Genomic DNA, 25,705 nt, shown 5'->3' on the forward strand with positions numbered 1-25,705 from the left:
TTTACCATCCACTTGTTCGCAGGAAGGTAAGCCCCCCTTTAGGGGGGATGGGGGGTCCGTGGTTTTGGGGTCTGTGTTTTTTTTGTTCCTTACTCCTCAATGATCCCGGCCTGCCGCCAGTTGTCAACGAGTGCCTCCACATCTCGGCGGGCCGTGGCTTCGTCCACCTCATATTCACCGAGCAGGCTGTCCACCAGTTCGTCGACGGTGAAAGAGTCCTTGCCGTTGATGTTATTCCAAAGGAAGGCGGAACTCTCGTTCATGCTGATGATGTTTGAGAAGTCGATGTTCTCTTCGCCCTCGGCCACGATGATGTTTTCTCCGCACACCTTGCGAATGTTGAATCCTTTTTTTGCTTTCATATATTTCAGTTGCTTGTCAGTTAGTCTTGAATGTTTGGTCGTTGCCGGCCGATAGGATCTGCGGTTTGAATATCTTGAGCCAGATGCGGCGGTAGAAAGCCAGCAGATAGCGGCGGAAGGGGAGCAGTGACGTCCACACGAGCGAGTAGGCGCGCCACTTCAGGCTGTTGGTCTTGTCGAGCGTGGTGCGCCCCTTGCGGTAGAAACCGATGGCAAACCCCTTGATGTCGGCCATCTTGCAACGTTCCACGGCCAGATTGCCGTCGCCTCGCAGGGTCACGTTGTCGCCCTGAATCTTGACAATGCGGTGGAGCACGTAGTGGCGTGGGCCGGTCTCGGCCAGCACGACATCGCCCTCCTGCGAGTGGATGGGCTTGGTGAGCAGAGCCTTGTCGCGGTTGTCTTCGAGAAAAGGCCTCATGGAGAAACCCCTGAGCCGGAGCGTCACGGTGTGCCCCTCGTTGAGCATCTTCACCACTTCGGGCAGCAGCACCTCGTTGGCAAACTGCACCTCCTTGATTTCCAGCCCTGAAGCGTGGTATCGTTTGGTTTCTTCTTTCATCCCTGTGGATCTTGATGTTGGGCTATGGTAGCGTTGCACAGTTCGGCGGCCTCCCTGTCGGGCAGGCAATGGAGCGTGTAGATGCCCGTCGACTCCACGATGAGCGACACGGTGTCGCAGATGCGGTTGTAGATGTCCTCATCCCATTTCATGCTCGAACACGACGGCAGCAGCGAGGCGAAAGCCTCTACGGGCGAGAGTCGCTCGATGCTGTTTTGCGGGGCGCGGTCTATGCGGGTGATGGCACCGAGCCGGGCTTTCACGTTGCGATAGCAGGGAGTCTTGCCGCTCCACGGGCTGCCATATATATAAGGTAGGCCGTCGACGACGCGCACGACGGGGTTGTCGTCGTTCATCAGGTCGCACCCCGGCAGATAGCGCAGCCACAGACTCACTTGCGTGCTCTTGCCCGTGCCGCTCTTGGCGATGAAGGCATAGCCGCGGCCGTTTTGTCTCACGAGCGAAGCGTGGATGAGCAGTGTGTGGTGCAGGCTGCTTGCAAAGGCGAAAATGAGCATGAGGGCGTTGTTGAGGCCGAAGCAACGCATGTCGTAGCTCCCGTTAAGGGCGCACCGGCAGTGGCTGAACTCTTTGTCGGTCTGCAACATACAGCACTCTGCCCCTTTGAGGTCTTTGATGATATACTGGTATCCCCCGTCGTCCACCTTGTCTACGATGGTGTCCCCGTTGCCCGTGTCGAATGTCCTGATGCGCTTGCGGCGCTCCTTGGCGATGGGGCGCAGCGTGTCGTCCACGACGAGGCGGAAGAGCGGTTGGCCCGTTCCGTCATGTCCGGCACGGGTGTCACTGCCCTCACCGGGCGCTGCCGTCCGGAAGGGTTCAAACGAAGGGAGCAGCCGCATGTCGTTGTACGGTGACTCCTCAAAGACTATTTGGATGGGGTAATCTGCGATGTTGAAATAGTTGACTTGCGCCATGTTCCTTCAGCATTGGTCGTGGTTATCGCGGCGAAGGCCCTTCGGGCTGCATCTCTCCGGGAGCCTGCCCTTGCTCCTGTCCGCCTCCGGGCATGGCCTTGTGGCTCTTCTTGCGTGCCTTCTTCTTCACCGGAGCGGTCTCCTCCGCCTCGTAGGGCTTTACGGTCTTGAAGGTGAAGTCGGCCGGCGTGAGGTCTTTCACGATGAAAGCCTTGCGGTCGAGCATTTTCTTTTTTTTCTTGAAAGCGTCCGTGTATTTGGCTTTCAGCTTGGCATACTTGCCGGTCAACCGCTTGAGGTTGGTGTCGAAGCACACGATGCATGTGCGGTTGTTCTCTCCCTGTGCCGCCAAGTGTTCGCGCAGCTGTGCCGCATATTCGTTGCGGCCCATGAGGAAGTGTGTCTTTTCGGCCAGCCACACGGTGTCGAGCGGCTGTATTTCGGTGAAATACACGGTGGAGTCGTTAAACGAAGCCGCCATTCCGAAAAGGTAGGCTTTCTCGGCTTTGCTCTTGGCGCCGGCATTGATTCCGGCTATAAGTGCGAGCAGCAGGGCCGCCAGCAGGTTTCTTGTCATTCTCATATTCACTTTAGGGCGCGTCCTGAAATGTTCACGCCGTCTTCTGTTTTTATCGTTTTGAGGGTTGGTCCCGGTTCCCTCCGGGGTTATCCCAAATAGGCTTTGAGCACTCTGTTTTTGGTGTTGTGGCGCAGGCGGCGTATGGCTTTTTCTTTGATTTGCCGCACCCGCTCACGCGTGAGTCCGAACTTGTCGCCAATTTCCTCAAGTGTCATCTCGGGATTGTTGATGCCGAAGAAGCACTCGATGATGTTCCGTTCGCGCTCGTTGAGTGTTCTCAGCGCGCGGCTTATCTCTTCGCGGAGCGACTCCATCACCAGTGCCTTGTCGGCCATGGGGGCATCGGAGTTGGGCAGAATGTCGATCAGGCTGTTGTCGTCACCGTCGACAAAGGGTGCGTCCACACTCACGTGACGCGTGTTCACCTTCAGTGCGTCTTCGATTTTGTCTTCGGGCAAGTCCACCGAGTCGGCTATCTCGTCGATGCTCGGCCGCCGCTCGTTCTCCTGCTCAAACTTGTTGAGCATACGGTTGATTTTGTTCACGCTGCCCACTTGGTTGAGCGGCAGCCTCACGATGCGGCTCTGTTCGGCGATGGCCTGCAGGATGCTCTGCCTGATCCACCACACGGCGTAGGAGATAAACTTGAAGCCGCGCGTCTCGTCAAACTTCTCGGCGGCCTTGATGAGTCCCATGTTGCCCTCGTTGATGAGGTCGGGCAGGCTGAGGCCTTGATTCTGATATTGTTTGGCCACAGAGACAACAAAGCGGAGATTGGCCTTAGTCAGTTTTTCCAACGCGTGCCGGTCTCCTTTCCGTATTCGTTGAGCAAGTTCCACTTCCTCTTCTACGGTGACCAGTTCTTCATGTCCAATCTCTTGCAGGTACTTGTCCAGTGATGCACTTTCCCGATTGGTAATCGATTTGGTGATTTTCAGTTGTCTCATGTAGCATCAAAATTTAAGCATCTGCAAAAATACGATATTTTATTCTGAATCACAAAAAAATAGTAGATATTTTTAGCAAATACCTACTATTTGTTATGAAAGGCTTCCACTCCTTTTACAGGGGCCTTTCCGTTCTTGCGGAGAAGGGGGATGCCCGCCCGGGAGTCACTGTGCTGCAAACGGCAGCTTGAAGGTGCAGCCGTTGCGCCACTCGCTGCAGCCGTAGGCGGTCTTTCCTTTTATCACCGTGCCCTTGCCGCAGAGCGGACAGGGGCTGCCGATGATGCTGTCGTCTGGCACGGGAGTGGCTATGGGAGCAGTCGGCGGAGTGGCCGGCGGAGTGGGGGAGGAGGGGGATGCCGGGGGAGTGGCAACCTTGTCGGCCGACTTCTTGGGAGCCGGCTTCTTACGGGTAGTCTTCTTCTTGAGGTCTTCCTCGGTGGTGACGGTCACGTGGCGGTTGCTGTTGTCGGCCAGCACGTCGTTCACGATTTCGGTGATTTGCTGTTTCAGTTCGTCGATAAACTGCATCGGGTCGTAGGTCTTTCGCTCGATGTCGCGCAGTTTCTTCTCCCAGATGCCCGTCAGTTCGCAGCTTTTGAGCAGTTCCTCGTGGATGGTGTCGATGAGTTCGATGCCCGTGGGCGTGGCCAGCAGATTCTTGCGTTCGCGCCGGATGTAGTGGCGCTTGAACAGCGTCTCGATGATGCCCGCGCGGCTCGACGGCCGGCCGATGCCGTTCTCCTTGAGTGCCGCACGCAGTTCCTCGTCCTCGACAAATTTCCCCGCCGTCTCCATCGCGCGCAGCAGCGTGGCTTCGGTGTAGTATTTCGGCGGTGTGGTCCACTTCTCGGTGAGCGTGGGCGTGTGTTCGCCGCTCTCCCCTTTGACAAACGAGGGCAGCGTGCGCTCCTCCTCGCTGCGCTTGGCCTCCTCTTCCTCGTCGCCCTTGTCCTTGGTGTAGACGGCTCGCCAACCGGGCTCGAGTATCTCCTTGCCGCTCACCTTGAAGGCTATCCCGTCTACCTCTCCGAGCACGGTGGTCGTGGAGAAGCGGCAGTCGGGGTAGAACACGCTGATGAAGCGTTTGGCCACGAGGTCGAACACGTTGCGTTCCATATCCGTCAGGCCCGTGGGCGGCACCCCGGTGGGAATGATGGCGTGGTGGTCGGTCACCTTCGACGAGTCGAACACCTTCTTGCTCTTGGGCAGCTTCTTCCCCCCGAGCGGTTTCACGAATTCGGCGTAGGGGGCCATGCCGCCAAACGTGGTCTTGTAGACGCCGTTCAGGATGCCCGGGCACTTGGGGTAGATGTCGTCGGAGAGATATTGCGTGTCCACACGCGGATAGGTGGTCACCTTCTTTTCGTAGAGGCTCTGGATGAGTTTGAGCGTCATGTCGGCCGAGTAGGCAAACTTCCTGTTGCACTCCACCTGCAGCGACGTGAGGTCGTAGAGATGGGGCGGTGCCTCGGTGCCCCGCTTCTTCTGCACGTCGGTCACGGCAAACGGTTTGCCGGCAATGGTGGCGAAGGCCTGCTCGCCCTCCTCCTTGCTCGTGAACTTGCCCGAAGTGGCCGTAAACGTCGTGTCGCGATAGATGGTGGCCAGCACCCAGTAGGGTTCAGACTTGAAGTTGTCTATCTCCTTCTGCCGGTTCACGATGAGTGCCAGCGTGGGGGTCTGCACCCGCCCGATGGACAGCACCTGCCGGTTTTGCCCGTATTTCAGCGTGTAGAGCCGTGTGGCGTTCATGCCCAATATCCAGTCGCCGATGGCCCGCGAGAGTCCTGCGAGATAGAGGCTCTGGTATTCGCTCTGGTCTTTGAGCGCATCGAACCCCTCGCGGATGGCCTCGTCGGTCATCGACGAAATCCACAGCCGCTTCACCGGACAGGTGGCCTTGGCTTTCTGCATCACCCACCGTTGGATGAGTTCTCCCTCCTGTCCCGCGTCGCCGCAGTTCACGATGCCGTCGGCCGCCTGCATGAGCCGTTCGATGGTGGCAAACTGCTTGCGGATGCCCTGGTCGTTGATGAGTTTGATGCCAAACCGCTGCGGAATCATGGGCAGGGCACTGAGGCTCCACCGCTTCCACATCGGGGTGTAGTCGTCGGGCTCCTTCAGCTCACACAGGTGTCCGAAGGTCCACGTCACTTGGTAGCCGTTGCCCTCGATATATCCGTCCCGGCGCGTCGTTGCGCCGATGATGCGGGCGATGTCCTGCGCCACGCTGGGCTTCTCTGCAATGCAAACTATCATGCTTCGTCAAATTGAAGGTAAGGAGGTAAAAGAGGTTTCACCCTGCTTGCAGGACTTCCATCCCTGCTTGTAGGGGCAGGCATAAAGCACTGCCCCTACAAGTTGGGGAAGCCTTTTGTCATACGGCTGTGTGAAGCCTCTTTATTCTTTTACTTCTTTACCTTTTCATTACCGCGTTTCTTTTCCGAAAGGCAAAGGTAACACTTTTTATTTTATCTCCCAAGCGAAAGCGCGCTTTCCCAAAAACTTTTAGCGGAAGGCACGGGACTAAGGCACGGGGGAGAAGCGGCGACAGGCTTTCCATCGGTTTTGGCCTTCCTATCCTTTTCAATTTAATGTGCAGAAAAAAAGATTGTCCTGATACCACCACATGAATTTAAGTCGAGATAAAAGATATTACGTCGGTGACAAGAACCGATAGAACCAATCAGCAAGCGGGGAGGGACAACTAAGCAGCCCCTCATTGTATTGCAGGTTGAGGAAAGAGAAGCGAATGCGCTCTTTCGGCCGGTATTTTTCATGATAGACAGACAAGCTTCTGCCACTGACACAGTTTTCGGCCTTTACTTCCACAGGAATGACCTCTTCACCCCATTGCAAGATGAACTCTATCTCTGCCCGGCTGTCCGGCGACCAGTAGTGAGGCACATCATCTTTCATCAGTGGCAGCAGCGACTGCAAGACGGCATTTTCTGCCATGCTGCCTTTAAACTCCGTGTAGTTGGCGTTGGCATTCAGCACGACCGTTGCCGGAAGTCGGGCCAGGCGGCGCAGCAGTCCGCAATCGCAAGCATACACCTTGAATGCAGTGGGATCTTCGTATGCGGAAACCGGCAGACCGGGCTTGGTGATGTTGAGCACTCTGTAAATCATCCCTGCGTCTTCCAGCCAGAGAAGTGCATCCTCGTAATCCTTCGACCGTGCTCCGGGCCTCACCACCTTATAGACGAACTTACGGTTTTCCTTGGCCAACTGTGATGGCAGAGAGTGCCAGATGGCATGAATGCGGGGAATCTCCCGTGGCGTGGCATATTTGGCGAAGTCAAGTTCGTAGAGATCGAGGATATCCTGCTGCACTTGTTCCACAGCCTCCATACCCCTGTTGTCAAGTAGGCTGATGACAGCTTCAGGCATACCGCCGCACACGAGATAACGTCGGTATTCCGTCTTCAATTTGTTGAAGACTATCTCCGGGAGGTGTTCTGCTTTCTGCAAGTCTTCCACATACCGGAATGTCTTTGCGTCAGTTGCACGCAGAAACTCCCGGAACGTGATGGGGTACATGCGCATGATGCTCACCTTCCCCACAGGCACGGTCATGCTACGCTTCTTGACCGCTACGCCAAGCAGACTGCCTGCCGCCATGACATGAAACTCAGGGGCATCCTCATAAAAGTATTTCAAGCTGTTCAATGCCTCCTCACACTCCTGTATCTCGTCGAAGATGATAAGCGTCTTACCGGCAATGACGGGAACTTCCGTGTAGAGTGACAACTCTTTGAGAATCCGTTCGGGACTCTTGGAAGTCTGAAAAACAGACTTCAATTCAGGCTGGCGGTCAAAATCAAACTTGGCGCAATACTCGAAGTATTCCCGTCCGAAGGCTTCCATCGCCCATGTCTTGCCAATCTGTCTTGCCCCTTTCAGCAGGATGGGTTTTCTTTCTTGCTCGTCTTTCCACCTCTTGAACGCATCTATAATATCTCTTTCTATCTCCATTTCACATTTTTAAGCGCAGAAAAGTGTAGCAAGACTACATTTTTCCGCAGTCGTTTGTGCAAATATAGCGATTTCCCATGAAACGCACAAGTGTTTGTGAGAATTATTTCTTGCCGGGGATATCAGGATTCAGTCATGGTGGTCAAGTAATTCTGTAATAGCGGAAATACCATCCGGAAGACTTGCCAAATGGATGTGATTTGTCCGGCATTGAAACATAACTTATCAAATCGCCCCATCTGGCCCCCATGCATGACGAGAATTAGAAGTTTTCCGCAGCCAGTTTTAGCTGTTCGGCAAGCGTGAGAAGACCTTTCTTGAATTGTTGTTCTTCCTCGGCGGTCATGTCGGGGACTCTCTCACCGGTGCGTTCATAGCCGATAAGCCGGCTGTAGACGAAATCGACAGGCCGATTGAGGAAACGCTTTGCAAACCATCCCCATGATACGGCCATGCCTATATCCTCTCCGAGCTGCTGCCGGAGTCTCGTCTTGTCTTTGTTGTCAATGAGAAACTGTGTCCACTCCTCAATGCTCATATTTTGTTTTTCCATTGTCGGTTTTTGGATTCCTTGTCCTACAACGATTCATAATATTTTCTTATCTTGGCTGCCATAGTGTCCGGCGGCGTCATCCGTTATTTCCAGAAAGGGTCAGAAATCAGTTCGTAATGTCTTTCCTTTATGATTTCAGGAGTGCTGTCTACGGACGGAAATTCTTCAGCTATTTCATTGGCGAGACAAAATAAAAGCTTTTCCCCTAACATATCAGAGTAACTTCCCCGAAGTGCTTTCTCATACCATGTTACCAAATCATTCTCAGTTACAATGCTTTGGATATGACTTCTCCAACCTATTTGAGTCAGAAGAGATACTATCACATCTTTTTCAGCATCCTTGCACACGATGACAATTCGATCACTCGAAACGCTATTTACAATGTTCTCAGCAATAGTAAGGTCTAAACTTAAGTGTTTAATTTGAATGGCTGGTCCCCAGTTGGAATACATATCAAGTCCACGGTCTGCGGCATTTGTAACCCCAACACGATAAACTTTCGCCTCTTGTATATGTTGTGGCGTTGAGCAATCTAAACACATGATTTTTTTTGTGAACTCTTCAAATTCCTTTAATAGAGGGTACGCTTCTTCCCCTACAGTAACTTCAACTTTAAGATTCATCGCGTCAACCAATGTGGAGAACAAGGCATAAACTATGATTTCATATATTTTGTCAAGACTTCTCTTTAATCCCGGCTCATTCCAAAACGAATCTATAAATTTCTTGACTTCAAAAGATTCTGTATCAGCGTCTAAGCAATACGAAAGAGCATTAGACAGTTGCTCATGTTTATAGTCAAACTTGTTATAGATATACGCTTCTACCGCACCATTGGTTCTACGATTTTCATGTCCCAGAACATCTAATACTGCTGGTGGAGTGGCATTATCATTGAATAAATCGTCTTGGAATCGTGCACTACTGGTGCTTACTCTTCCAAGCAGCACGATAGACACTTTATCCCTCCATTTCTTGCTTTTTGTCCGATAATCCTCCAACGAGAGAAGGTTTATGTCTTTATAAATTCTGTCCCGATAAAGTATTTCTGCTATTTGTATTGGTTTGTACAAGTGAACTCTGGACTTTTTGATGACTGTATCCAAAGCGGCTTTTGCTTGTTCTCTTGTTATCATAATTATCTATTTAATTCAAAGTTCTTTAATGTTCTAATCATCTGATGTGCGACAGCTTTTATAACAGGTACTGCAACAGAATTTCCAGTCTGATGTTTGATGTTGCTGTATGAAACCGCAATCTTAAAATCATCGGGAAATCCCTGAAGTCTCAACATTTCTCTTTCTGTCGGTCTACGTTCATCATTTATTAGAATGTAATTTGCAGATGCGCCAGCCCTCAGACATGAAGAATATGGATGTGGGGTTATGCTTCCCGCCATGTTTTCATGGGAAATATATGGCTTAGGATAATTAGGGTCTTTAAGTCGCATAAGTCTTGATTCTCTAATTTTATCCTTGACATAATATTTCTTGTCAACATCAATTTCGAGAATATCTTTGAGAGTTTTTCTTTGAGATATTGGAACGGGAGTTGGAAAAGAAAACAAAATATTGTCTTTAAATCCTACAATGATGATTCGTTCTCTTTTCTGGGGAATGCCAAAGTCCAAAGCATTCAAAACTTTTGCATACACAGTATATCCCAATGCTTCTAAGTGGTTCATAATTACCTTAAAAGTATTTCCCTTGTCATGAGCCGTTAGATTTCTAACATTTTCTAACATAAATGCTTTTGGCATTTTTTCTTTCAATATTCTTTCTATTTCGAAAAACAAAGTACCGCAAGTTTCATTTTCAAACCCTTCTTTCTTCCCTATGATAGAAAAAGCCTGACAAGGAAAGCCCCCAAGAAGAATGTCAAAATCAGGAATATCTTTTGCTTCTATTTTTGTAATGTCACCTGATGGATGTTCGCCAAAGTTTGCTTCATAAGTTTTACAAGCATTCTCATCAAACTCAGAAGAGAACACGCAATGTCCGCCAGCAGATTCGAATCCTAATCTGATGCCTCCAATACCGGCGAATAAATCTATAAAACTAAAGTTATTCCAATCCATTTTTATTTATATTTTGGTGTGCCTGCTTTCATTCCTTTGAGAGGGAGTTGGCAAGTTCCCTTTTGTCAATGTTCAGTAATCTTAGCGGCAGTTTCAAGGGTGATATGGAAAAGCCCGAGTCCAGCCACTCCTTTTCATACTGGAAGAGGCACGTGTCGTTGGTGCCCATGGTCAGGCGGCCCACGAGCCGGTCATGATACATGACTTTCAGTGAATCAAATTCCTTCATCGGTCCCTCGCTTTCTGCCCCTGTTCTTATTGATCTTGACCATTTCGTCAAGACTTGCGTATTTCGGTTTGCCTATCAGCCCCATCATGTCCTCCGCATAGCCGAGTACACGCACGATTTTCACGAAACTGGCAAGGGAAATCTCGCCCGTATGCTCAAACCGCTGTATGGTGGACAGCGGCACGCCGCTCGTCTCCGACAGCGACTTCTGCGACATGTTCTTCTCCAATCGGCGCAACCGGCAGTTTCCCGACAGCCGTTTGAGGATGTCTTCCGTTGATATGGGCTCAAAAATATACATGATTAGCAATCATCATGTTAGTTGTTATATTCGGTATTCGGCTTTAATAACTAATATAATAGTTATTGCAAATATACCGTTTTTATTTTATCCCTGCAAGTTTTTCCGCTGCTTTTAGCGGGAGCACGGGGCTTGTTGTCATGCTTGGCTTGGGAAAAACCGATGAGATGGGGTTTCGAAAGATGCCGGATGGTGGCGAAGAATATCAACAAAAAGACATCCGCGGAAATGCTCCAACGAGAGTGGAAGATAGGCTTTAAACTACCGGAAAAGTCTGTCGGTTTTCCCCTCCGGGCCCGCAGAGTTTGCGAAAGGGCCACGGTTGGGAGCTGAAAGGGCCGCAGTTGCATCGCAACTGCGGCCCTTTTGCAAGCCTGTTTGGGCTTGTTCAGGCCCGTTTTGGGGTTCAGATATGTGTCAATAAAATTCAAGCGGCTGATGGTCAGCGTTTTGGAAATGCCGCCAAACTCGCTCATTTGCGCCCGGGTGGAGTGTCGGCCGAGAATATCGCAAGCAGAGAGGCCGAAAACGGATAAATAGTTTGACAATTTGTTTTGTTCGATGAGCGTATTGCCAAGCATCGGCCGGACCGTGGAAACAAACAAGACGGGTGGCGTGCCTTTTTGGTGGAGATTGCCCGTGGGCCGTCTCCTGCACGCCACCCGTCTGTCTATTTATCTGTCAGCTTGCGGTTTCTTCTGCAAGCCACTTGTTCACTCGTCAACTTGTTTACTTGTCAACTCGTCCACTTACCCCTGCAGCGGCACGGCGAAGTAGCCTTTCTTGCCGGTAGGCCATACGCCCTGGATGTAGAGCACCGGCTCCTTGCTGGTGGAAGCACTCTTCACGAGCTTTTGCAGTTCGTCGATGGTGCGCACCGGCTGGTCGTTCACCTTCTGGATGATGAATCCGCGGGAGACGCCGGCCTCCTTCAGTGCACCGCTGTTCACCTTGATCACTTCGAGTCCGAAGCCGATGCCGAGCTGCGTTTTCTGCTCGTTGGTCACGGCGCGGAAGTTGGCCCCCAGCACATCGAGGTCGGCAGGCTTGACCACCTCCGTGTTGCCCTGTGCGTTTTTCAGCGTCACGGTCTTGGTCACCGACTTCTTGTTGTGCAGATAGGTGATGCTCATCTTGTCGCCCGGGCGTTTCTTGGCAATCACCTCTTGCAGTTCGGCCATCTTGGTCACCTTGTGACCGTCCACGGCCGTGATCACGTCGTTCTCTTTCAGTCCGGCGGCGGCACCTGCACCCTCGTCGTCGACTTTAGCCACGTAGACACCCTCGTTGGTTCCGAGGTCCACCTCCTTGCCGTTGTCTTTCTGCGAGTTGATGTAGTTGATCACGTCTCCGCCCTGTATGCCGAGCTGTGCGCGCTGCACGCTGCCAAACTTCTTCAGGTCGTCCACCACCTTGTTCATGATGGTGGTGGGGATGGCGAATCCGTAGCCGCTATACGACCCCGTCTGCGAGTAGAGCATGGCATTGATGCCGATGAGTTCGCCCGAGGTGTTGACCAGTGCGCCACCCGAGTTGCCGGCGTTGATGGCGGCATCGGTCTGTATGAAGCTCTCCACGCCGTTGGCCCCCAGCGAGCGCGCCTTGGCACTCACGATGCCCGCCGTCACGGTGTTGTTCAGTCCGAAGGGGTTGCCCACGGCAATCACCCATTCGCCCACCTTGATCTTCTCCGAGTCGCCCACGGGCAGGGTGGGGAGGTTTTTGCCGTCTATCTTGATGAGTGCGAGGTCGGTGGCCTTGTCGGTTCCGATGATGCGGGCCGAGAATTCGCGGTTGTCGTTGAGCGTCACGGTGAGTTCGTCAGCCCCGTCCACCACGTGGTTGTTGGTCACGATGTATCCGTCACTGCTGATGATCACGCCCGAGCCCGTGGCCACCTGCTTGGGTGTCTGCACCTGCCTCTTCTGCGAGCCTCCGCCCGGATTGCCGAAGAAGCCGAACGGGTCGCCGCCGAAGAAATCCTCAAACGGATTGCTCTGCACCTCCACGGTCTTGGTCTTGGCGTTTTGCACATACTTGATGTGTACCACGGCCGGCAGTGCCTTTTCGGCCGCATAAGTCAAGTCTACGGGTTGGCCTGCTGCCACGGCGGGTGCTTCGGCGGCATTGGCCTTGATGAATGCTCCGGTCGAGAATGCAACCGACACGGCGCAAAGTGCGGCAATGGCATACTTGCCAAAATTCTTCTTGTTCATTTTCTTTATTGCTTTTGATTGTTACTCTTTTTTTCTGCTCCGGGTCGTGGCCCCTGGGCCTCCCGTCGCCTGTTTGTTTCGGTTGCAAATATAGGCGCAAAAATCGTGATAGTGTCAAAATGTCGGTTATCTTTATTCGATTTTAACATTTCAAATTAACACATTAAAGGTCTTTAAGCACGGGCAAGGATAAATTTACATTCGTTTAAAATATTGTCGTTTCTTAAATAATGTGGCAAAATCTTGTGTCTTTGCAAAAAACTTCTTAACTTTGCTTCATGGAAAGCAGTATCCCGGTCTGTCGCTGGCGTCGCTCTGAGTGCGCGAGAGGAAAGTCCGGGCAGCACAGAGCACTCCGCTCCCGAAAATAGGAGCTGTCGGTGACGACAGGTGTTGGCAGAAGAGAACGACCGCCTGCCCCCACGGGCCGGTAAGGGTGAGAAGGTGGTGTAAGAGACCACCGGTTGGCCGGGTGATCGGCCAAGCCGTGCCTTCCGGAGGCTGCAAGTTCATGTAAACCGCAGTTTGAGGGTTGCTCGCCCGACCTCCCTTGCGGAGACTGCGGAGGGTAGAATGCTAAAGCCTCGGGGCAACTCGTGGATTAGATAAATGACAGACAGCCGCCTTGGCGGCCAACAGAACCCGGCTTACGGGGATGCTGCTTTTCTTTCTTGGCTTAAACAAAATATGTAGAAAATATGAAGCAGACGATTTTAGTGACCGGCGGAACGGGCTTTATAGGCAGCCACACCACGGTCGAACTCCAGCAGGCAGGCTACGATGTGGTCGTTGTAGACAACCTGAGCAACTCCAAGGTGGAGGTGCTCGACGGCATCGAACAGATCACGGGCATCCGTCCGGCATTCGAGCAGGTGGACCTGCGCGACTTTGCCGCCACCGAAGCCGTGTTCAAGAAATATCCTGCCATCACGGGCATCATCCACTTCGCCGCCAGCAAGGCGGTGGGCGAGAGCGTGCAGAAGCCCTTGCTCTATTATCGCAACAACGTGGTGTCGCTCGTCAATCTGCTGGAACTCATGCCCCGCTACAACGTGAAGGGCTTCATCTTCTCGTCGAGTTGCACGGTCTATGGGCAGCCTCTGCCCGAAAATCTGCCCGTCACCGAGGAGGCACCCCACCAGAAGGCCACGTCACCCTACGGCAACACGAAGGAAATCAACGAGCAGATCATCGCCGACTACATCCACAGCGGTGCACCGGTCAAGAGCATCGTGCTGCGCTATTTCAATCCCATCGGGGCCCATCCCTCGGCCCTCATCGGCGAACTGCCCAACGGGGTGCCGAACAATCTCATCCCCTATGTCACGCAAACGGCAATGGGCATACGCGAACAGCTGACCATCTTCGGCAACGACTACAACACGCCCGACGGCACGTGCATACGCGACTACATCTACGTGGTTGACTTGGCCAAGGCCCACGTGGCCGCCATGGCGCGCGTGCTCGACAAGGAGACCGACCAGCTGGAATACTTCAACATCGGCACGGGCCGCGGCAACTCCACCAAAGAGATTGTCGACACCTTCGAGCAGGCCACGGGCGTGAAAGTGAACTGGAAGTACGGCCCGCGCCGCGAGGGCGACATCGAGAAGATTTGGGGTAATGTGGACAAGGCCAACAAGGTGCTGGGCTGGAAGGCCGAGGCCGAGTTGGGCGATGTGCTGGCCAGTGCTTGGAAGTGGCAGCAGAAGTTGCGCGCCGACGGGGTGATGTGAAACAAGCAATAGAATAAGAAACGTGATATGGCTGCGACGGTTTTAAACGAAGCGCAGTTGGAGATGCTGCGGATGATGTCTGTGGTCAAGTCGCCCGAAGTGTTGGCAGACTTGAAGCAGGCTGTCTCCGATTTCTTTGCACGAAAAGCCCGGCAGGAGATAGACAGTCTATGGGAAAGCGGAGAATTGACGGAGGAGAAAACCGAGCTTTTCAGGCATCTGCACGAACGCACGCCGTATAGACAATAGCCGTTTATGAACGGTCGTGTGTCGGGCAAGACACACGATGACATAGCGAAAAGCCCGGAAGTCATGCACAAGACTTCCGGGCTTTTTGTCGTTTTCAGGAGCCTGCGGGCTGCGGGGAGGGCAGCCCGCGAGGGTCATTTCTTTTGCTCCGTCTCCTTGATGTAGCCGTGGCGGTAGGCATAGAGCAGCTCTTCGAGGTCGCCCACCTGCCGGCGCAGTTCCTCGCCCTTGTCGGTGTCGGCCACGCGCATACGGTGGTTGCTCATCTCCACTATCTGTATGGTGGAAACAATGTCGGTGCCCCGCTTGATGGCATCTTCGGCACTGGTGAACGGTTCGTGCTGCACGAGCTGGAAACCGCGCGAGTGGTAGACGAGCGTATAGCCCGCGATGCCCGTCTCGTTGTGGTAGGCCCGGCTGAATCCGCCGTCTATCACCATCAGCTTGCCGCCCGCCTTGATGGGGTTTTCGCCCTTGGCGGCCCTCACGGGCACATGGCCGTTGATGATGTGGCGGTTGGGGCCCGACACCCCGAAGGCATCGAGGATGTGGTCTACCACCTCCTCGTTGTCGCGCAACTTGAAGTAGTTGCCCTTCTCCTCGGCGTGGGTTTCCTTCTCCTTGATGAAGTATCGCTCGAAGGTGGCCATCTTCGACTTGTCAAACAGCGGTGAGTCGGTGCCGCACCAGAGGTAGAGGAAGTAGTCGATGGCATATTGCCGCTCGCCCGTGTCGGAGTCCGACTGGAAGGCCGTGCGTATCATCATGCCCGTGTTGTGCATCAGGGCCCGTCCGCTGTAACGCCGTCCGGGATAGATTTCCACCTCCTTCAGCGTGCCGTCGTCGCAGAGCGGGCACGAAGCGTGGAAGAGCAGGTTGTTGTTGATGATGGTGTACATGCAGCCGTGTTGCAGCAGTGTGCGTATGTGCTTGCCCAGTTTTTCGCTCACCATGAACGAGTGGTGGAGCTTGCGCATGAGCATCGTTTCCTCCTTGGTGAGCGAGTTGGGCGTTTTGGGGTCGATGGTGGGGAAGAAACACGATGTGAGCTTGTAGGTCTTGCCGTCGAGGTCGATGGTTCCCTTCTCGTAGTCGATGTGCTTGAAGAGGTTGCGCTTCTGCATGTTCCACGAGGGATGGCGTTCGAAGAGCTGGTTCTCGAGCTTGAACTGTATGATGGCGATGGCCTTGTGCATCTGTGCCGTGAGTCGCAGCGTCTTTTCGTCGTTCACCGACGACTCTCCCGAGAGTTTGGGTTTGAACTCCGTGCAGGGGTCTTCGCCGTAGGTCTCCATGGCAAAGGTGGCCAGCGGCACGAGGTTGATGCCGTAGCCCTCCTCCAGCGTGGTGAGGTTGGCATAGCGCAGGGAGAGCCTTATCACGTTGCAGATGCAGGCATCGTTGCCCGCCGCAGCCCCCATCCAGAGTATGTCGTGGTTGCCCCACTGTATGTCCCACGAGTGGTAGTGGCGCATGGTGTCCATGATGATGTGCGCCCCCGGCCCCCGGTCGTAGACATCGCCGAGGATGTGTAGCGAGTCGATGGAGAGGCGGTGTATGACGTTGGCGATGGCGATGATGAAGTCGTCGGCCCGTCCTGTGGAGATGATTGTCTCCACGATGCCGTTCACGTAAGCCGCCTTGTCGATGTCGTCGGTGCGCTCGTGGAGCAGTTCCTGAATGATGTAGGAGAAGTCTTCGGGCAGCGACTTGCGCACTTTGGAGCGCGTGTACTTGCTCGACACGTCGCGGCACACGGCCACGAGCTGGTGTATGGTGATGTGATACCAGTCGTTGATGTCTTCCTCGGTCTGCTTCACGAGTTCCAGTTTCTGCTCCGGGTAGTAGATGAGCGAACAGAGTTCGCGCTTTTCATTTTCGCGCAGGGTGGTGCCGAAGAGTTCGTTCACCTTGCGTTTGATATTGCCCGACGCGTTTTTGAGCACGTGCAGGAAGGCCTCATATTCGCCGTGGATGTCGGCCAGAAAGTGTTCCGTGCCCTTAGGCAGATTGAGGATGGCCTGCAGGTTGATGATTTCCGTGCTTGCGTCGGCCACAGTAGGGAAAGATTGCGAGAGTAGTTTAAGGTAGCGCATGTCGCGCTCGATGTCGTAATGCTTCATGTATGATCAGTTGAGTTTTTGTTAGTTGTATCTTTTTTGATGTATCGGCCGATGGTCTTGCCCTGTCGGGAAGACAGTGCCGGCAGCGGCATGAACCCCTCCGTGAGCCCGGTCACGGTGGCCATCACGCCGAACAGACTGCGGGCGAAGCGTGTGAGTCCCAGCCGGTGGAGGGCTTCGGCCACGATGTCGTCGTTGTATTCGGTGTGGTTGAGCAGGCTGTTCAGGCGGTCGATGTAGGTGTCGGGGATGTTGCGGTGGGCCATGCGCAGACGGATGCGCATGATTTGGCCCACGATTTCCCGCTCATTGGGCCATGTCTGCCCACTTTCCGCCTCGCCGAAAGTCATGTCGTCGACGAAGGCCGTGGCCCGCGTGACGGCCTCGGTACGGGCCTGTTCAAACAGCTCAAGGCTGTGCCCGGCGGCCTGCCTGTTGAGTTGCACCATGCCGGCCGGGGCTATCGTGCGCGTGAGCAGCGAGTTGGCGATGTGGAACACCTGCGGGTTCCATTTCAGTCCGAGCAGATAGCTGCGCTCCATTTCCGACGTGGCTATCAGCGCGTGGGCCCGGGTGAGCATCCGTTTCTCGTAGAGCCACGTTTGCAGCAGACGCCGCCAGCGGGGATGAGTGCGGTTCCAAGGAGAGACGGCCCCCAGCGGGGTCACCACGTAGGGGATGCCCATGCGGCGCGCGCGGCGGGCTATGCGGGCGGCCTTGAAGCTCCACGCGCCGAGCAGATGCACCACATCGGCCTCGGCGAGCGTGTCTGCGGTCTCGCAGCCCTCACGCAGCAGTTGCGCGTATTCGCCGTGGACATCTACACTCTTCTTCCGTCTGTCTATGAATAGATATACATTCATCCTGTCTGCAAATATACGCCAAACAAATGAAAAACCCAAAAAAAGTGTGTTTTTTTACTTGTTTTTGTGCCGTCGGATGCGCTCCGGAGATTGTCGTTACAGCTTGTGCGAGGTGAAATCGTTCTTGTCGGCCCGCCAGTAGTGCAGGTGCATCAGCGCATTGTGGGCCACCACACTCCACTCGTAGAACGGGAGCAGCAGGACCGGAATGGCGATGCCGAAGCGGCGCATGGCCCGCGCGGCTATTAGGGTGCGGGCGACGGCGAGCACGAGCAGGGCGAGCACTCCCGAGGCGAGGGGCAGCGCGTTGTGGGCGAGGAGTCCCCACGCCACGGCGGCGAGACCGGCTGCCAGACTGAGATGGGGCAGCAGATGGTCGGCAAAGCGGAGCAGGCGCATACTGCCCGTGTGCGAGAGCAGGGGCAGCGCGGCGATGTGATAGAGGTGGGTGTTCAGCCACGTGCGGTTGCCGGGGGCTTCTTCCGTGAGCCATGCCGCGGGCGAGAGTACCACGCGGGTGCGCCCCCTCTCGGCATAGCGGTTCACGAGAAATTCATACTCGCCGCGCACGAGTTGCAGGTTGCCCCGGAAACCGTTGTGGCGCAGGAAGTCGCTCTTGCGGAAAGCGAGGTTGGCCATGTTGGTGGAGAGGGCCCGGCCCCTCCGGGCGCGCCGCAGCAGATAGCAGGCCTCCCGCAGACGGATGAATCGCCGGTAGCCGGGCGTGGCGTCGTCGAAGCCGGCGTAGCCCATCACGAGGTTGCAGTCGTCGGCGAAGTGGGTCGCCATCGTGGCGAGCCACCTGTCCGACTGCGGGCGCATGGTGGCCTCGGTGAGCACTATCCATTCGCTCCCGGCAGCCTTCACGCCCAGTGTCACCTGCAACTTCTTGCGGCTCATGTAGCGCGACGACTCGGGAATGAGCGTGTAGTAGAGCCGGCTGTGGCGGGCGGCCAGCCGCTTGAGTATGTCTTCGGTCTCGCCGTCGCCCTTCTCGCCCACCACGACCACCCGGTAGTCGGGATAGTCTTGCGAGAGAAATGCGGGCAGGTTGCGCTCAAGGCTGTCGGCCTGGTCGTGTACGGTGATGAGCACCGTGGCCTGCGGCAGGGGCGTGCGTGGGGCGGTGCCGCCGCCGTCTTCCGTCTCGCCGGGCGCGTCAGGGGGTGTGTCGGGGCCCACGGATCTGAAAAAAGGGTTGGCCATCGCCCCTGCGGCCGACAGCAAGATGACGGCCACGGAGAGGATGACGGTCGTCGGGTCAATGATGAGGAAATCCATTTAAAAGTCTTCTGTTATATATCCTGCGGGCAGTTGTCGGCAGTTGTAGCCGCTGGCCATGATTTCGCCGTAGGCTCCGGCCGAGCGGATGGCCATGAGGTCGCCGCGGTGCGCCTTGTTGAGGTCGACGGCTTTGGCGAAGACGTCGCTCGACTCGCATATCGGGCCCACCACGTCGTAGGTCTCGGGGGGCTCTTGGCTCGACAGGTTTTCTATCTTGTGGTAGGCCTGATAGAGGGCGGGGCGTATGAGGTCGGTCATGCCGGCATCGACGATGGCAAACTGCTTGGCGGCCCCCTGCTTCACATAGAGGGTGCGGGTGATGAGCGTGCCCATCTGGCCCACGACGGCGCGGCCCAGTTCGAAGTGCAGCCTCTGCCCCTCGCGGAGCTTCAGGTGGCGCGCGTAGGTGTCAAAGTAGGCCTTGAAGTCGGGCACGGGCACGCGGTTGGGGTGGTGGTAGTCGATGCCCAATCCGCCGCCCACGTTGAGGTGTTCCAGCCTTATGTGGCGGTGCTCCAAGTGGGCTTGCAGGTCGTTGATGCGGTTGCACAGGGCCTTGAAGTCGCCCATGTCGAGTATCTGGCTGCCGATGTGGAAGTGCAGTCCGACGAACGCCACGTGCTCCAGCGTCGCTGCCCTCTCGATGACGCTGTCCATGTCTTCCAAGGCGATGCCGAACTTGTTTTCGGCCAGCCCCGTGGTGATGTTGGCATGGGTGTGGGCCCCGATGTTGGGGTTGATGCGGAAGGCCACGCGGGCCGTGGTGCCCTTGCGGGCCGCCAGTTCGTTGATGATTTCCAGTTCGGGAATGCTCTCCACGTTGAAGCAGAAGATGTTCTTGTCCAGCGCGAGGTTGATTTCCCAGTCGCTCTTGCCCACGCCTGCAAACACCGTCTTCGATGCCGGGAATCCGGCCCGCAGGGCGGCCTCTATTTCGCCGCCGCTCACGCAGTCGGCACCCAACCCGGCCTGGCATATCACGTTGAGCACCTTGGGGTTGGCGTTGGCCTTCACGGCATAGTGTACCACAAACCCGTCGTGGCGTGCGGCCTCGTCGTTGATACTCTTGAGCGTGCGTCGCAGCAGCTCCGTGTCATAGTAGTAGAAGGGGGTTCTTGTGTCCCGGAATTTGTCGGTCGGGAAGATTCCTTTCGTCATAGCATGTTTTGAGTTAGAAGTGAGAAGTGAGGGGTGGGGAGTTGTGGGTATGGCATGATGAGCCGGAGCAACGGGGCCGATGAACTAAACCGACGGAGCCGAGACGGCGGGCGGTGTGGCTGTTATGCCTTTTCGCTGATGCTGTCACGACCGCGGTGCATGACTGCTGCACCCTCCGTGCATGGCTGTTGCACGCTTGGTGCATGGCCTCTGCATGGAGGGTGCAAGCGTTCTGCACGGAGCCGGGGCGGTTTCCGTCAGGTGAAGAGCACGTTGCTCAGATTCTGTAAGGCGCGCTGTTTGTCGGCCTCCTTGATGAGGAACGAGATGTTGTAGTTGCTGCCGCCATAGGAAATCATGCGCACCGGAATGCTCTTCATGGCCTCGGTGGCGAGCGTCTCGAAACCGAGGTTGCTCCAGTCGAGGTCGCCCACCACACAGATGATGCACATGTCGGTGTCGACGGTCACGGTGCCGTATTTCTTCAGTTCGTTGACGATGTCGTTGAGGTGGGTGCTGTTGTCGATGCTCATCGACACGCCCACCTCCGAGGTGGCAATCATGTCGATAGGTGTCTGGTAGCTCTCGAATATCTCGAACACCTTGCGCAGGAATCCCGTGGCGAGCAACATGCGCGATGACTTGATCTTGATGGCCGTGATGTTGTCCTTGGCGGCCACGGCCTTGATTTTGCCGCGCACGAGCACGTTGTCGATGATGGTGCCCTCTGCGGCCGGTGCCATGGTGTTTTTCAGGCGCACGGGGATGCCGGCATACTTGGCCGGCTGCACGCAGGTGGGGTGGAGTATCTTCGCGCCGAAGTAGGCGAGCTCGGCGGCCTCCTCGAAGTTGAGCTGGCGTATGGCTTCGGTCTTCTCCACCACGCGCGGGTCGTTGTTGTGCATCCCGTCGATGTCGGTCCATATCTGTATCTCCTCGGCCGGTATGGCTGCGCCGATGAGCGAGGCCGTGTAGTCGGAACCGCCGCGCAGCAGATTGTCTATTTCGCCGTAGGCGTTGCGGCAGATGAAGCCTTGGGTGATGTAGATTTGGCTCTCGGGAGTGGCGGCGAGGATGGCCTGCAACTTTTCCTTGATGTATTGCGGGTCGGGCTCGGCGTTCTTGTCGGTGCGCATGAAGTCGAGGGCGTTGAGCAGCACGGCTTTCACGCCCTGCTCCTTGAGGTAGTTCACCACCATGTTGGTGCTCATGATTTCGCCTTGGGCCACGATGCTTTTTTCCTCAAACGAGGTGAAGAGGTCTTTGGTGAACGAGCGGAGGTAGTCAAACTCGCCCGCGAGAAACTCCTTGGTGGTCTGTTTCATCTCGTCGGTGGAGTAGAGTTCCTCGGCATGCTGCATGTATTTGCGCTCGAGATTGTTGATCACCTCGTTGGCTCCCTCGGGATTCTTCTTGTACAGATAGTCGGAAATCTCTACAAGGGAGTTGGTGGTTCCACTCATGGCGGAGAGAACGACAAAGGTGGGTTCTCCCGATTCCGTTACAAGTGAGGCGACATTCTTCATGCGCTCGGGTGAGCCGACGGAAGTGCCTCCAAATTTCATGACCTTCATATACGCGTAATATTTAATGTATTTGGTAAATCTTTTTTTAGGAGAATTTTTAAGAATTTTAGGAGTTAAAGGGAGTTAAGGAGTTAAAGGGAGTTAAGACAAATGCTTCATTTCTGACACATAGCTACCTGCCACTCAACTTCCGGAGAAAGGAGTCTCTCGAGTTATGGGCTGTTGTCTTAACTCCCTTTAACTCCTTAACTCCCTTTAACTCCCCAAAAATCTCCTAAATCACTCCTCCTCACTTTCCGTGAGGTCTATGTGGTTATACTCCTTGGTGACATCGCTGATGGTGCCGCCGTTGCAGCGGTACACGATGCCGGGATACTTGTCGAGCATGGGGATGTTGTGGGTCGTCATGACCACGGCTGTGCCCATGCCCGTGATGTCTTTGAGCAGATGCACAATGTTGCCCGCCGTCTCGGGGTCGAGGTTGCCCGTGGGCTCGTCGGCGAGGATGATTTTGGGCTTGTTGAGTATGGCGCGGGCGATGGCGATGCGTTGCTGTTCGCCGCCCGAGAGTTCGTTGGGCATCTTGTCGAGCTTGTCGAGCAAGTCCACCTCGGTGAGCACTTCCTCGATGCGGCGGCGGATGTCGTCTTTGTTTTTCCAACCCGTGGCTTTGAGCACAAACTCCAGATTCTTCCTCACGGTGCGGTCGTGGAGCAGTTGGAAGTCTTGAAAGATGATGCCCATCTCCCGTCTCAGGGCCGGGATGTCCTTGCGCCTGAGTGTCTTGAGGTCGCGCCCGAGCACTTCCGACTTCTCCGCCTCGTCACCGTCGATGTCGAGTTCGCAGTAGAAGGTCTTCAGCAGCGAACTCTTGCCCGAGCCCACCTTACCTATAATATAGATGAACTCCCCTTCGTCGACATGGAAGTCGACAGCTTTCAGCACCGGGGTGTCTTCTTGATATACGTTTACTTTCTCGTAGTCTATCAACATGGTTCTTTCTCGTTTTTATGTGGTTTGCTGCCTGTGGGGCAGTCTGGATGGTCTTTATTTCCGGTAGGTGCCGTCGGCCTTGGCCTTGCGGCGCGCCTTGTCCCAGTCGGGGTTGTGGCGCCGGAGCAGTTCGGCGGCGAGGTCTTCTATGCGCAGTTCCTTGCTCGCGAGCAGCACAATGAGGTGGTAGAGCAGGTCGGAGGCTTCATCCACCAGCTTGTCACCGCCCGTGGTGGCCTCGATGACCGTCTCCACGGCCTCCTCGCCCACTTTCTGGGCTATACGGTTGAGTCCCTTGTTGAAGAGCGCGGTGGTGTAGCTGCCTTCGGGCATCTCCTCGCGCCGGCGGTCGATGAAATCCTGCAACTCGCTGAGAAACACGATGGGGTTGTAGGCATTCTCCTCGCCCCAGCAGGTGTCCGTGCCCTTGTGGCAGGTAGGCCCGTCGGGCGTGGCGCGGACGAGCAGCGTGTCGTTGTCGCAATCGCTTTTCACCGACACGAGGTTGAGGTAGTTGCCCGAGGTTTCGCCCTTTGTCCACAGACAGTTGCGCGAGCGGCTCCAGAAGGTCACCTTTCCGGTGGCGAGGGTCTTGTCAAGTGCCTCCTTGTTCATGAAGCCCAGCATCAAGACGTTTTTCGTCGTGGCGTCTTGGATGATGGCGGGCACGAGACCGCCCGATTTATCGAAATCTATTTCCATTGTTGTTCTTTTTATAGGAGTTAAAGGAGTTAAAGGGAGTTAGCACTCGCTTCGCTCGTTAGGAGTTAAAGACAACAGCCCATAACTCAAGAGGCTTTCTTCTCAGGCAGGTTGAATGATGGACAGCCATGCGTCGGAAATGAAGCATTTGTCTTAACTCCCTTTCACTCCTATTTTAACATTATCTCCTCACGTTGATGCCCTCCTTGCGGAGATAGGCCTTCAGGTCGGGGATGGCGATTTCGCCGAAATGGAACACGCTGGCCGCTAGTGCGGCATCGGCCTTGCCCACGGTGAGGGCGTCGCGGAAGTGCTCCGGGGCTCCCGCTCCGCCACTGGCGATGACGGGAATGGGCACTTCGTCGGCCAGTCGGGCGAGGGCTTCGTTGGCAAATCCCTGCTTCACGCCGTCGTGGTCCATACTCGTGAAGAGTATCTCGCCGGCCCCGCGGTCGGCGGCCTCACGGGCCCAGTCGAAGAGTCCCCGTTCCACACGTTCGCGCCCGCCCTTCACGTAGCAGTGCCACCCGTCCTCGTCGTGGCGGGCGTCGATGGCGCACACGCACACCTGCGAGCCGTAGTGGGAGGCTATCTCGTCGATGAGTGCCGGCCGGCGGAGTGCCGAACTGTTGACGCTCACCTTGTCGGCCCCGGCATGGAGCAGGCGGTCTACATCGGCCAGTTCGTTGATGCCTCCGCCCACGGTGAAGGGTATGTTGAGTTCGGCGGCCACACGGCTCACCATGTCGGTGAATGTCTTGCGGCCCTCCACGCTTGCCGTGATGTCGAGAAACACGAGTTCGTCGGCTCCCGCGGCACTGTAGGCCTTGCCCAGAGCCACGGGGTCGCCCGCACTCCGCAAGTCCACGAAGTTGGTGCCTTTCACCGTCTCGCCGTTTTTCACGTCGAGGCAGGGGATGATGCGTTTGGCCGGTCCTCTGTACATTGTCTTTGCAGTCTTTTGTTTATATGGTTGTACTTTCGTGGTGGGGGAGTCCCAGTCGGGCCACGTCGATGCGTCCTTCGTAGAATGCCTTGCCGAACACCACAGCCGGTATGCCGGCCCTGTCGAGCCGTTCGATGTCGTCGTTGCCCGACACACCGCCGCTGGCGATGAGGTGCAGTCCCGGGTAGGCAGCCATGATGCTCTGATAGAGTTCTATGGCCGGCCCTTGCAGGGTGCCGTCTTTGCTGATTTCGGTGCAGAGCACGTGTTTCACGCCCCGCTCCACATATTGGCGGAGGAAAGGCAGCAGGTCTTGTTCCGAGTCTTCCTTCCACCCGTTGATGGAGATTTTGCCGTTTCTCACGTCGGCCCCGAGGATGAGTCTGTCGGCCCCGTACTTCCCGAGCCAGTCGAGGAAGAGGTCGGGGCGGGTGACGGCCACGCTGCCCACGGTGACCATTGAGGCTCCGTTGTCGAAGGCCGCGGTGATGTCTTTTTCGCTCTTGATGCCGCCGCCGAAGTCTACGGTGAGCGATGTGGCGGAGGTGATTTCGCGCAGCACACCGACATTGACGATGTGTTGCGACTTGGCCCCGTCGAGGTCGACGATGTGCAGCCGGCTGAAGCCCAGCCGTTCAAACTCCCGGGCCACCTCTGCCGGCCGACTGCCGTAGACGGTCTTCTGTCCGTAGTCGCCCTTTGTGAGTCTCACGCATTGGCCCTCTATGATGTCGATGGCGGGGATGAGTTCTATGCGTTGTGTCATGGCCGTATGTTATTTGTCAATGTCGAGAAAGTTGCGCAAGATGCGCTCGCCCGTCTCTCCGCTCTTTTCGGGGTGGAACTGGCAGGCATAGAAGTTGCCCTTGTGCAGACAGGCACTGTAGGGCTGTATGTAATGGGCCGTGGCCACGGTGTCTTGGCATAGCGGCACGTAGTAGCTGTGTACGAAGTAGGTGTAGGGATGCGGTCCGAGACCGTTGAGCAGCGGCCCGCTGAGGTCGGTTATCTCGTTCCACCCCATGAGTGGCACCTTGTCTTCGTGGCGTTCGGGCCGGAAGCGTTTCACCTCGGCGTCGAACACGCCGATGCAGTCGGTGTCGCCCTCTTCGGAGTGCCGGCACAACAGCTGCTGGCCCACACAGATGCCCAGTACGGGCTGCCGCAGACCGGCTATCACGCGGTCGAGACCGTGGCTGCGCAGATAGGCCATCGCCTCGCGGGCATTCCCCTGTCCGGGAAACAGCACGCGGTCGGCCGCCGCGAGTTCCTCAGCCCGGTCGGTGAGGATAGGGGCGACGCCCAACCGCCTGAGTGCGTTGACGACCGAATAGATGTTGCCGGCGTTGTATTTGATGATTGCTACTTTCATGGGA

Annotated in this window: 26 protein-coding genes and 1 other RNA gene; 3 read left to right on the top strand and 24 right to left on the bottom strand. The window is 55.6% G+C overall.

What is annotated here, in order from left to right; translation table 11 throughout:
- Positions 1–89: 89 nt before the first annotated feature.
- The 14 genes from HMPREF6485_RS11710 to HMPREF6485_RS11770 all read right to left on the bottom strand — a co-directional run bounded on the left by HMPREF6485_RS11710 (position 90) and on the right by HMPREF6485_RS11770 (position 12,749).
- Positions 90–362, bottom strand: a complete 273-nt coding sequence (locus HMPREF6485_RS11710) for a PqqD family protein (protein WP_004342344.1) — start codon at positions 360–362, stop codon at positions 90–92.
- Between the two features lie 16 nt (positions 363–378).
- On the bottom strand, positions 379–924 hold the full coding sequence (locus HMPREF6485_RS11715; protein WP_004346759.1) for a S24/S26 family peptidase: 546 nt from the start codon (positions 922–924) through the stop codon (positions 379–381).
- The gene (locus HMPREF6485_RS11720; protein WP_004342340.1) at positions 921–1,862 is read right to left on the bottom strand and encodes a hypothetical protein; all 942 of its coding nucleotides are present in this window, start codon (positions 1,860–1,862) and stop codon (positions 921–923) included. Before HMPREF6485_RS11720 ends, HMPREF6485_RS11715 begins: the two co-directional genes overlap by 4 nt.
- Before the next feature lie 22 nt (positions 1,863–1,884).
- Entirely contained in the window at positions 1,885–2,445 is a 561-nt protein-coding gene (locus HMPREF6485_RS11725) for a hypothetical protein (RefSeq protein WP_004346760.1), read from the bottom strand.
- An 83-nt stretch (positions 2,446–2,528) separates the two neighbouring features.
- Positions 2,529–3,389: a sigma-70 family RNA polymerase sigma factor gene (locus HMPREF6485_RS11730; RefSeq protein WP_004342335.1), complete on the bottom strand. Its 861-nt coding sequence runs from the start codon at positions 3,387–3,389 to the stop codon at positions 2,529–2,531.
- A 165-nt stretch (positions 3,390–3,554) separates the two neighbouring features.
- Positions 3,555–5,651: a DNA topoisomerase 3 gene (locus HMPREF6485_RS11735; RefSeq protein WP_004346762.1), complete on the bottom strand. Its 2,097-nt coding sequence runs from the start codon at positions 5,649–5,651 to the stop codon at positions 3,555–3,557.
- 396 nt (positions 5,652–6,047) lie between these two features.
- A complete protein-coding gene (locus HMPREF6485_RS11740) occupies positions 6,048–7,370 on the bottom strand; it encodes an ATP-binding protein (RefSeq protein ID WP_004346764.1) in 1,323 nt (440 codons plus the stop codon).
- Between the two features lie 262 nt (positions 7,371–7,632).
- Complete coding sequence (locus tag HMPREF6485_RS11745; RefSeq protein ID WP_004346765.1) at positions 7,633–7,923, bottom strand: DUF5053 domain-containing protein; 291 nt, start codon at positions 7,921–7,923, stop codon at positions 7,633–7,635.
- Positions 7,924–8,006: 83 nt separating this feature from the next.
- Entirely contained in the window at positions 8,007–9,062 is a 1,056-nt protein-coding gene (locus tag HMPREF6485_RS11750; RefSeq protein ID WP_004346766.1) for a HaeII family restriction endonuclease, read from the bottom strand.
- Positions 9,063–9,064: 2 nt separating this feature from the next.
- Positions 9,065–10,003, bottom strand: a complete 939-nt coding sequence (gene dcm / locus HMPREF6485_RS11755; protein WP_004346767.1) for a DNA cytosine methyltransferase — start codon at positions 10,001–10,003, stop codon at positions 9,065–9,067.
- Positions 10,004–10,031: 28 nt separating this feature from the next.
- Positions 10,032–10,232, bottom strand: coding sequence for a HipA N-terminal domain-containing protein (locus HMPREF6485_RS13795; RefSeq protein ID WP_004346769.1), 201 nt, complete (start codon positions 10,230–10,232; stop codon positions 10,032–10,034).
- A complete protein-coding gene (locus HMPREF6485_RS11760; RefSeq protein ID WP_004346771.1) occupies positions 10,219–10,533 on the bottom strand; it encodes a helix-turn-helix domain-containing protein in 315 nt (104 codons plus the stop codon). Before HMPREF6485_RS11760 ends, HMPREF6485_RS13795 begins: the two co-directional genes overlap by 14 nt.
- A 62-nt stretch (positions 10,534–10,595) precedes the next feature.
- Positions 10,596–11,114: a hypothetical protein gene (locus tag HMPREF6485_RS11765; RefSeq protein WP_004346772.1), complete on the bottom strand. Its 519-nt coding sequence runs from the start codon at positions 11,112–11,114 to the stop codon at positions 10,596–10,598.
- A 168-nt stretch (positions 11,115–11,282) separates the two neighbouring features.
- Positions 11,283–12,749, bottom strand: a complete 1,467-nt coding sequence (locus HMPREF6485_RS11770) for a Do family serine endopeptidase (protein ID WP_004342322.1) — start codon at positions 12,747–12,749, stop codon at positions 11,283–11,285.
- 285 nt (positions 12,750–13,034) lie between these two features.
- Here HMPREF6485_RS11770 and rnpB point away from each other — a divergent pair.
- The 3 genes from rnpB to HMPREF6485_RS11780 all read left to right on the top strand — a co-directional run bounded on the left by rnpB (position 13,035) and on the right by HMPREF6485_RS11780 (position 14,734).
- Positions 13,035–13,415: RNase P RNA component class A (gene rnpB / locus HMPREF6485_RS13190), an RNA gene on the top strand.
- A 32-nt stretch (positions 13,416–13,447) separates the two neighbouring features.
- Positions 13,448–14,485 (top strand): UDP-glucose 4-epimerase GalE, encoded by a 1,038-nt coding sequence (gene galE / locus HMPREF6485_RS11775; protein WP_004346773.1) that lies wholly within the window; start codon positions 13,448–13,450, stop codon positions 14,483–14,485.
- A gap of 27 nt (positions 14,486–14,512) precedes the next feature.
- A complete protein-coding gene (locus HMPREF6485_RS11780) occupies positions 14,513–14,734 on the top strand; it encodes a hypothetical protein (protein WP_004346775.1) in 222 nt (73 codons plus the stop codon).
- 134 nt (positions 14,735–14,868) lie between these two features.
- Here HMPREF6485_RS11780 and HMPREF6485_RS11785 read toward each other — a convergent pair whose 3' ends face one another.
- The 10 genes from HMPREF6485_RS11785 to hisH form a co-directional block, all read right to left on the bottom strand.
- Positions 14,869–16,857 carry a fructose-bisphosphatase class III gene (locus HMPREF6485_RS11785; RefSeq protein ID WP_004346777.1) on the bottom strand — a complete coding sequence of 663 codons (1,989 nt, stop codon included), beginning with the start codon at positions 16,855–16,857 and terminating at the stop codon, positions 14,869–14,871.
- Positions 16,854–17,720, bottom strand: coding sequence for a glycosyltransferase (locus HMPREF6485_RS11790; protein ID WP_004346779.1), 867 nt, complete (start codon positions 17,718–17,720; stop codon positions 16,854–16,856). Before HMPREF6485_RS11790 ends, HMPREF6485_RS11785 begins: the two co-directional genes overlap by 4 nt.
- 96 nt (positions 17,721–17,816) lie before the next feature.
- Positions 17,817–19,001 carry a glycosyltransferase gene (locus HMPREF6485_RS11795; protein ID WP_004346780.1) on the bottom strand — a complete coding sequence of 395 codons (1,185 nt, stop codon included), beginning with the start codon at positions 18,999–19,001 and terminating at the stop codon, positions 17,817–17,819.
- Positions 19,002–20,162 carry a diaminopimelate decarboxylase gene (lysA, locus tag HMPREF6485_RS11800; protein WP_004346781.1) on the bottom strand — a complete coding sequence of 387 codons (1,161 nt, stop codon included), beginning with the start codon at positions 20,160–20,162 and terminating at the stop codon, positions 19,002–19,004.
- 257 nt (positions 20,163–20,419) lie between these two features.
- A complete protein-coding gene (locus HMPREF6485_RS11805; protein ID WP_004342315.1) occupies positions 20,420–21,736 on the bottom strand; it encodes an aspartate kinase in 1,317 nt (438 codons plus the stop codon).
- Between the two features lie 231 nt (positions 21,737–21,967).
- Positions 21,968–22,681: a cell division ATP-binding protein FtsE gene (locus HMPREF6485_RS11810; protein ID WP_004342314.1), complete on the bottom strand. Its 714-nt coding sequence runs from the start codon at positions 22,679–22,681 to the stop codon at positions 21,968–21,970.
- A 54-nt stretch (positions 22,682–22,735) separates the two neighbouring features.
- Positions 22,736–23,383 (bottom strand): bifunctional phosphoribosyl-AMP cyclohydrolase/phosphoribosyl-ATP diphosphatase HisIE, encoded by a 648-nt coding sequence (hisIE, locus tag HMPREF6485_RS11815; RefSeq protein WP_004346783.1) that lies wholly within the window; start codon positions 23,381–23,383, stop codon positions 22,736–22,738.
- A 181-nt stretch (positions 23,384–23,564) separates the two neighbouring features.
- Positions 23,565–24,329, bottom strand: a complete 765-nt coding sequence (gene hisF / locus HMPREF6485_RS11820; RefSeq protein WP_004342312.1) for an imidazole glycerol phosphate synthase subunit HisF — start codon at positions 24,327–24,329, stop codon at positions 23,565–23,567.
- A gap of 19 nt (positions 24,330–24,348) precedes the next feature.
- Positions 24,349–25,095 (bottom strand): 1-(5-phosphoribosyl)-5-[(5-phosphoribosylamino)methylideneamino]imidazole-4-carboxamide isomerase, encoded by a 747-nt coding sequence (hisA, locus tag HMPREF6485_RS11825; RefSeq protein WP_004346785.1) that lies wholly within the window; start codon positions 25,093–25,095, stop codon positions 24,349–24,351.
- A gap of 9 nt (positions 25,096–25,104) precedes the next feature.
- Complete coding sequence (hisH, locus tag HMPREF6485_RS11830) at positions 25,105–25,701, bottom strand: imidazole glycerol phosphate synthase subunit HisH (RefSeq protein ID WP_004346786.1); 597 nt, start codon at positions 25,699–25,701, stop codon at positions 25,105–25,107.
- Positions 25,702–25,705: the final 4 nt, after the last annotated feature.

Source organism: Segatella buccae ATCC 33574 (assembly GCF_000184945.1).
Lineage (GTDB): Bacteria > Bacteroidota > Bacteroidia > Bacteroidales > Bacteroidaceae > Prevotella > Prevotella buccae.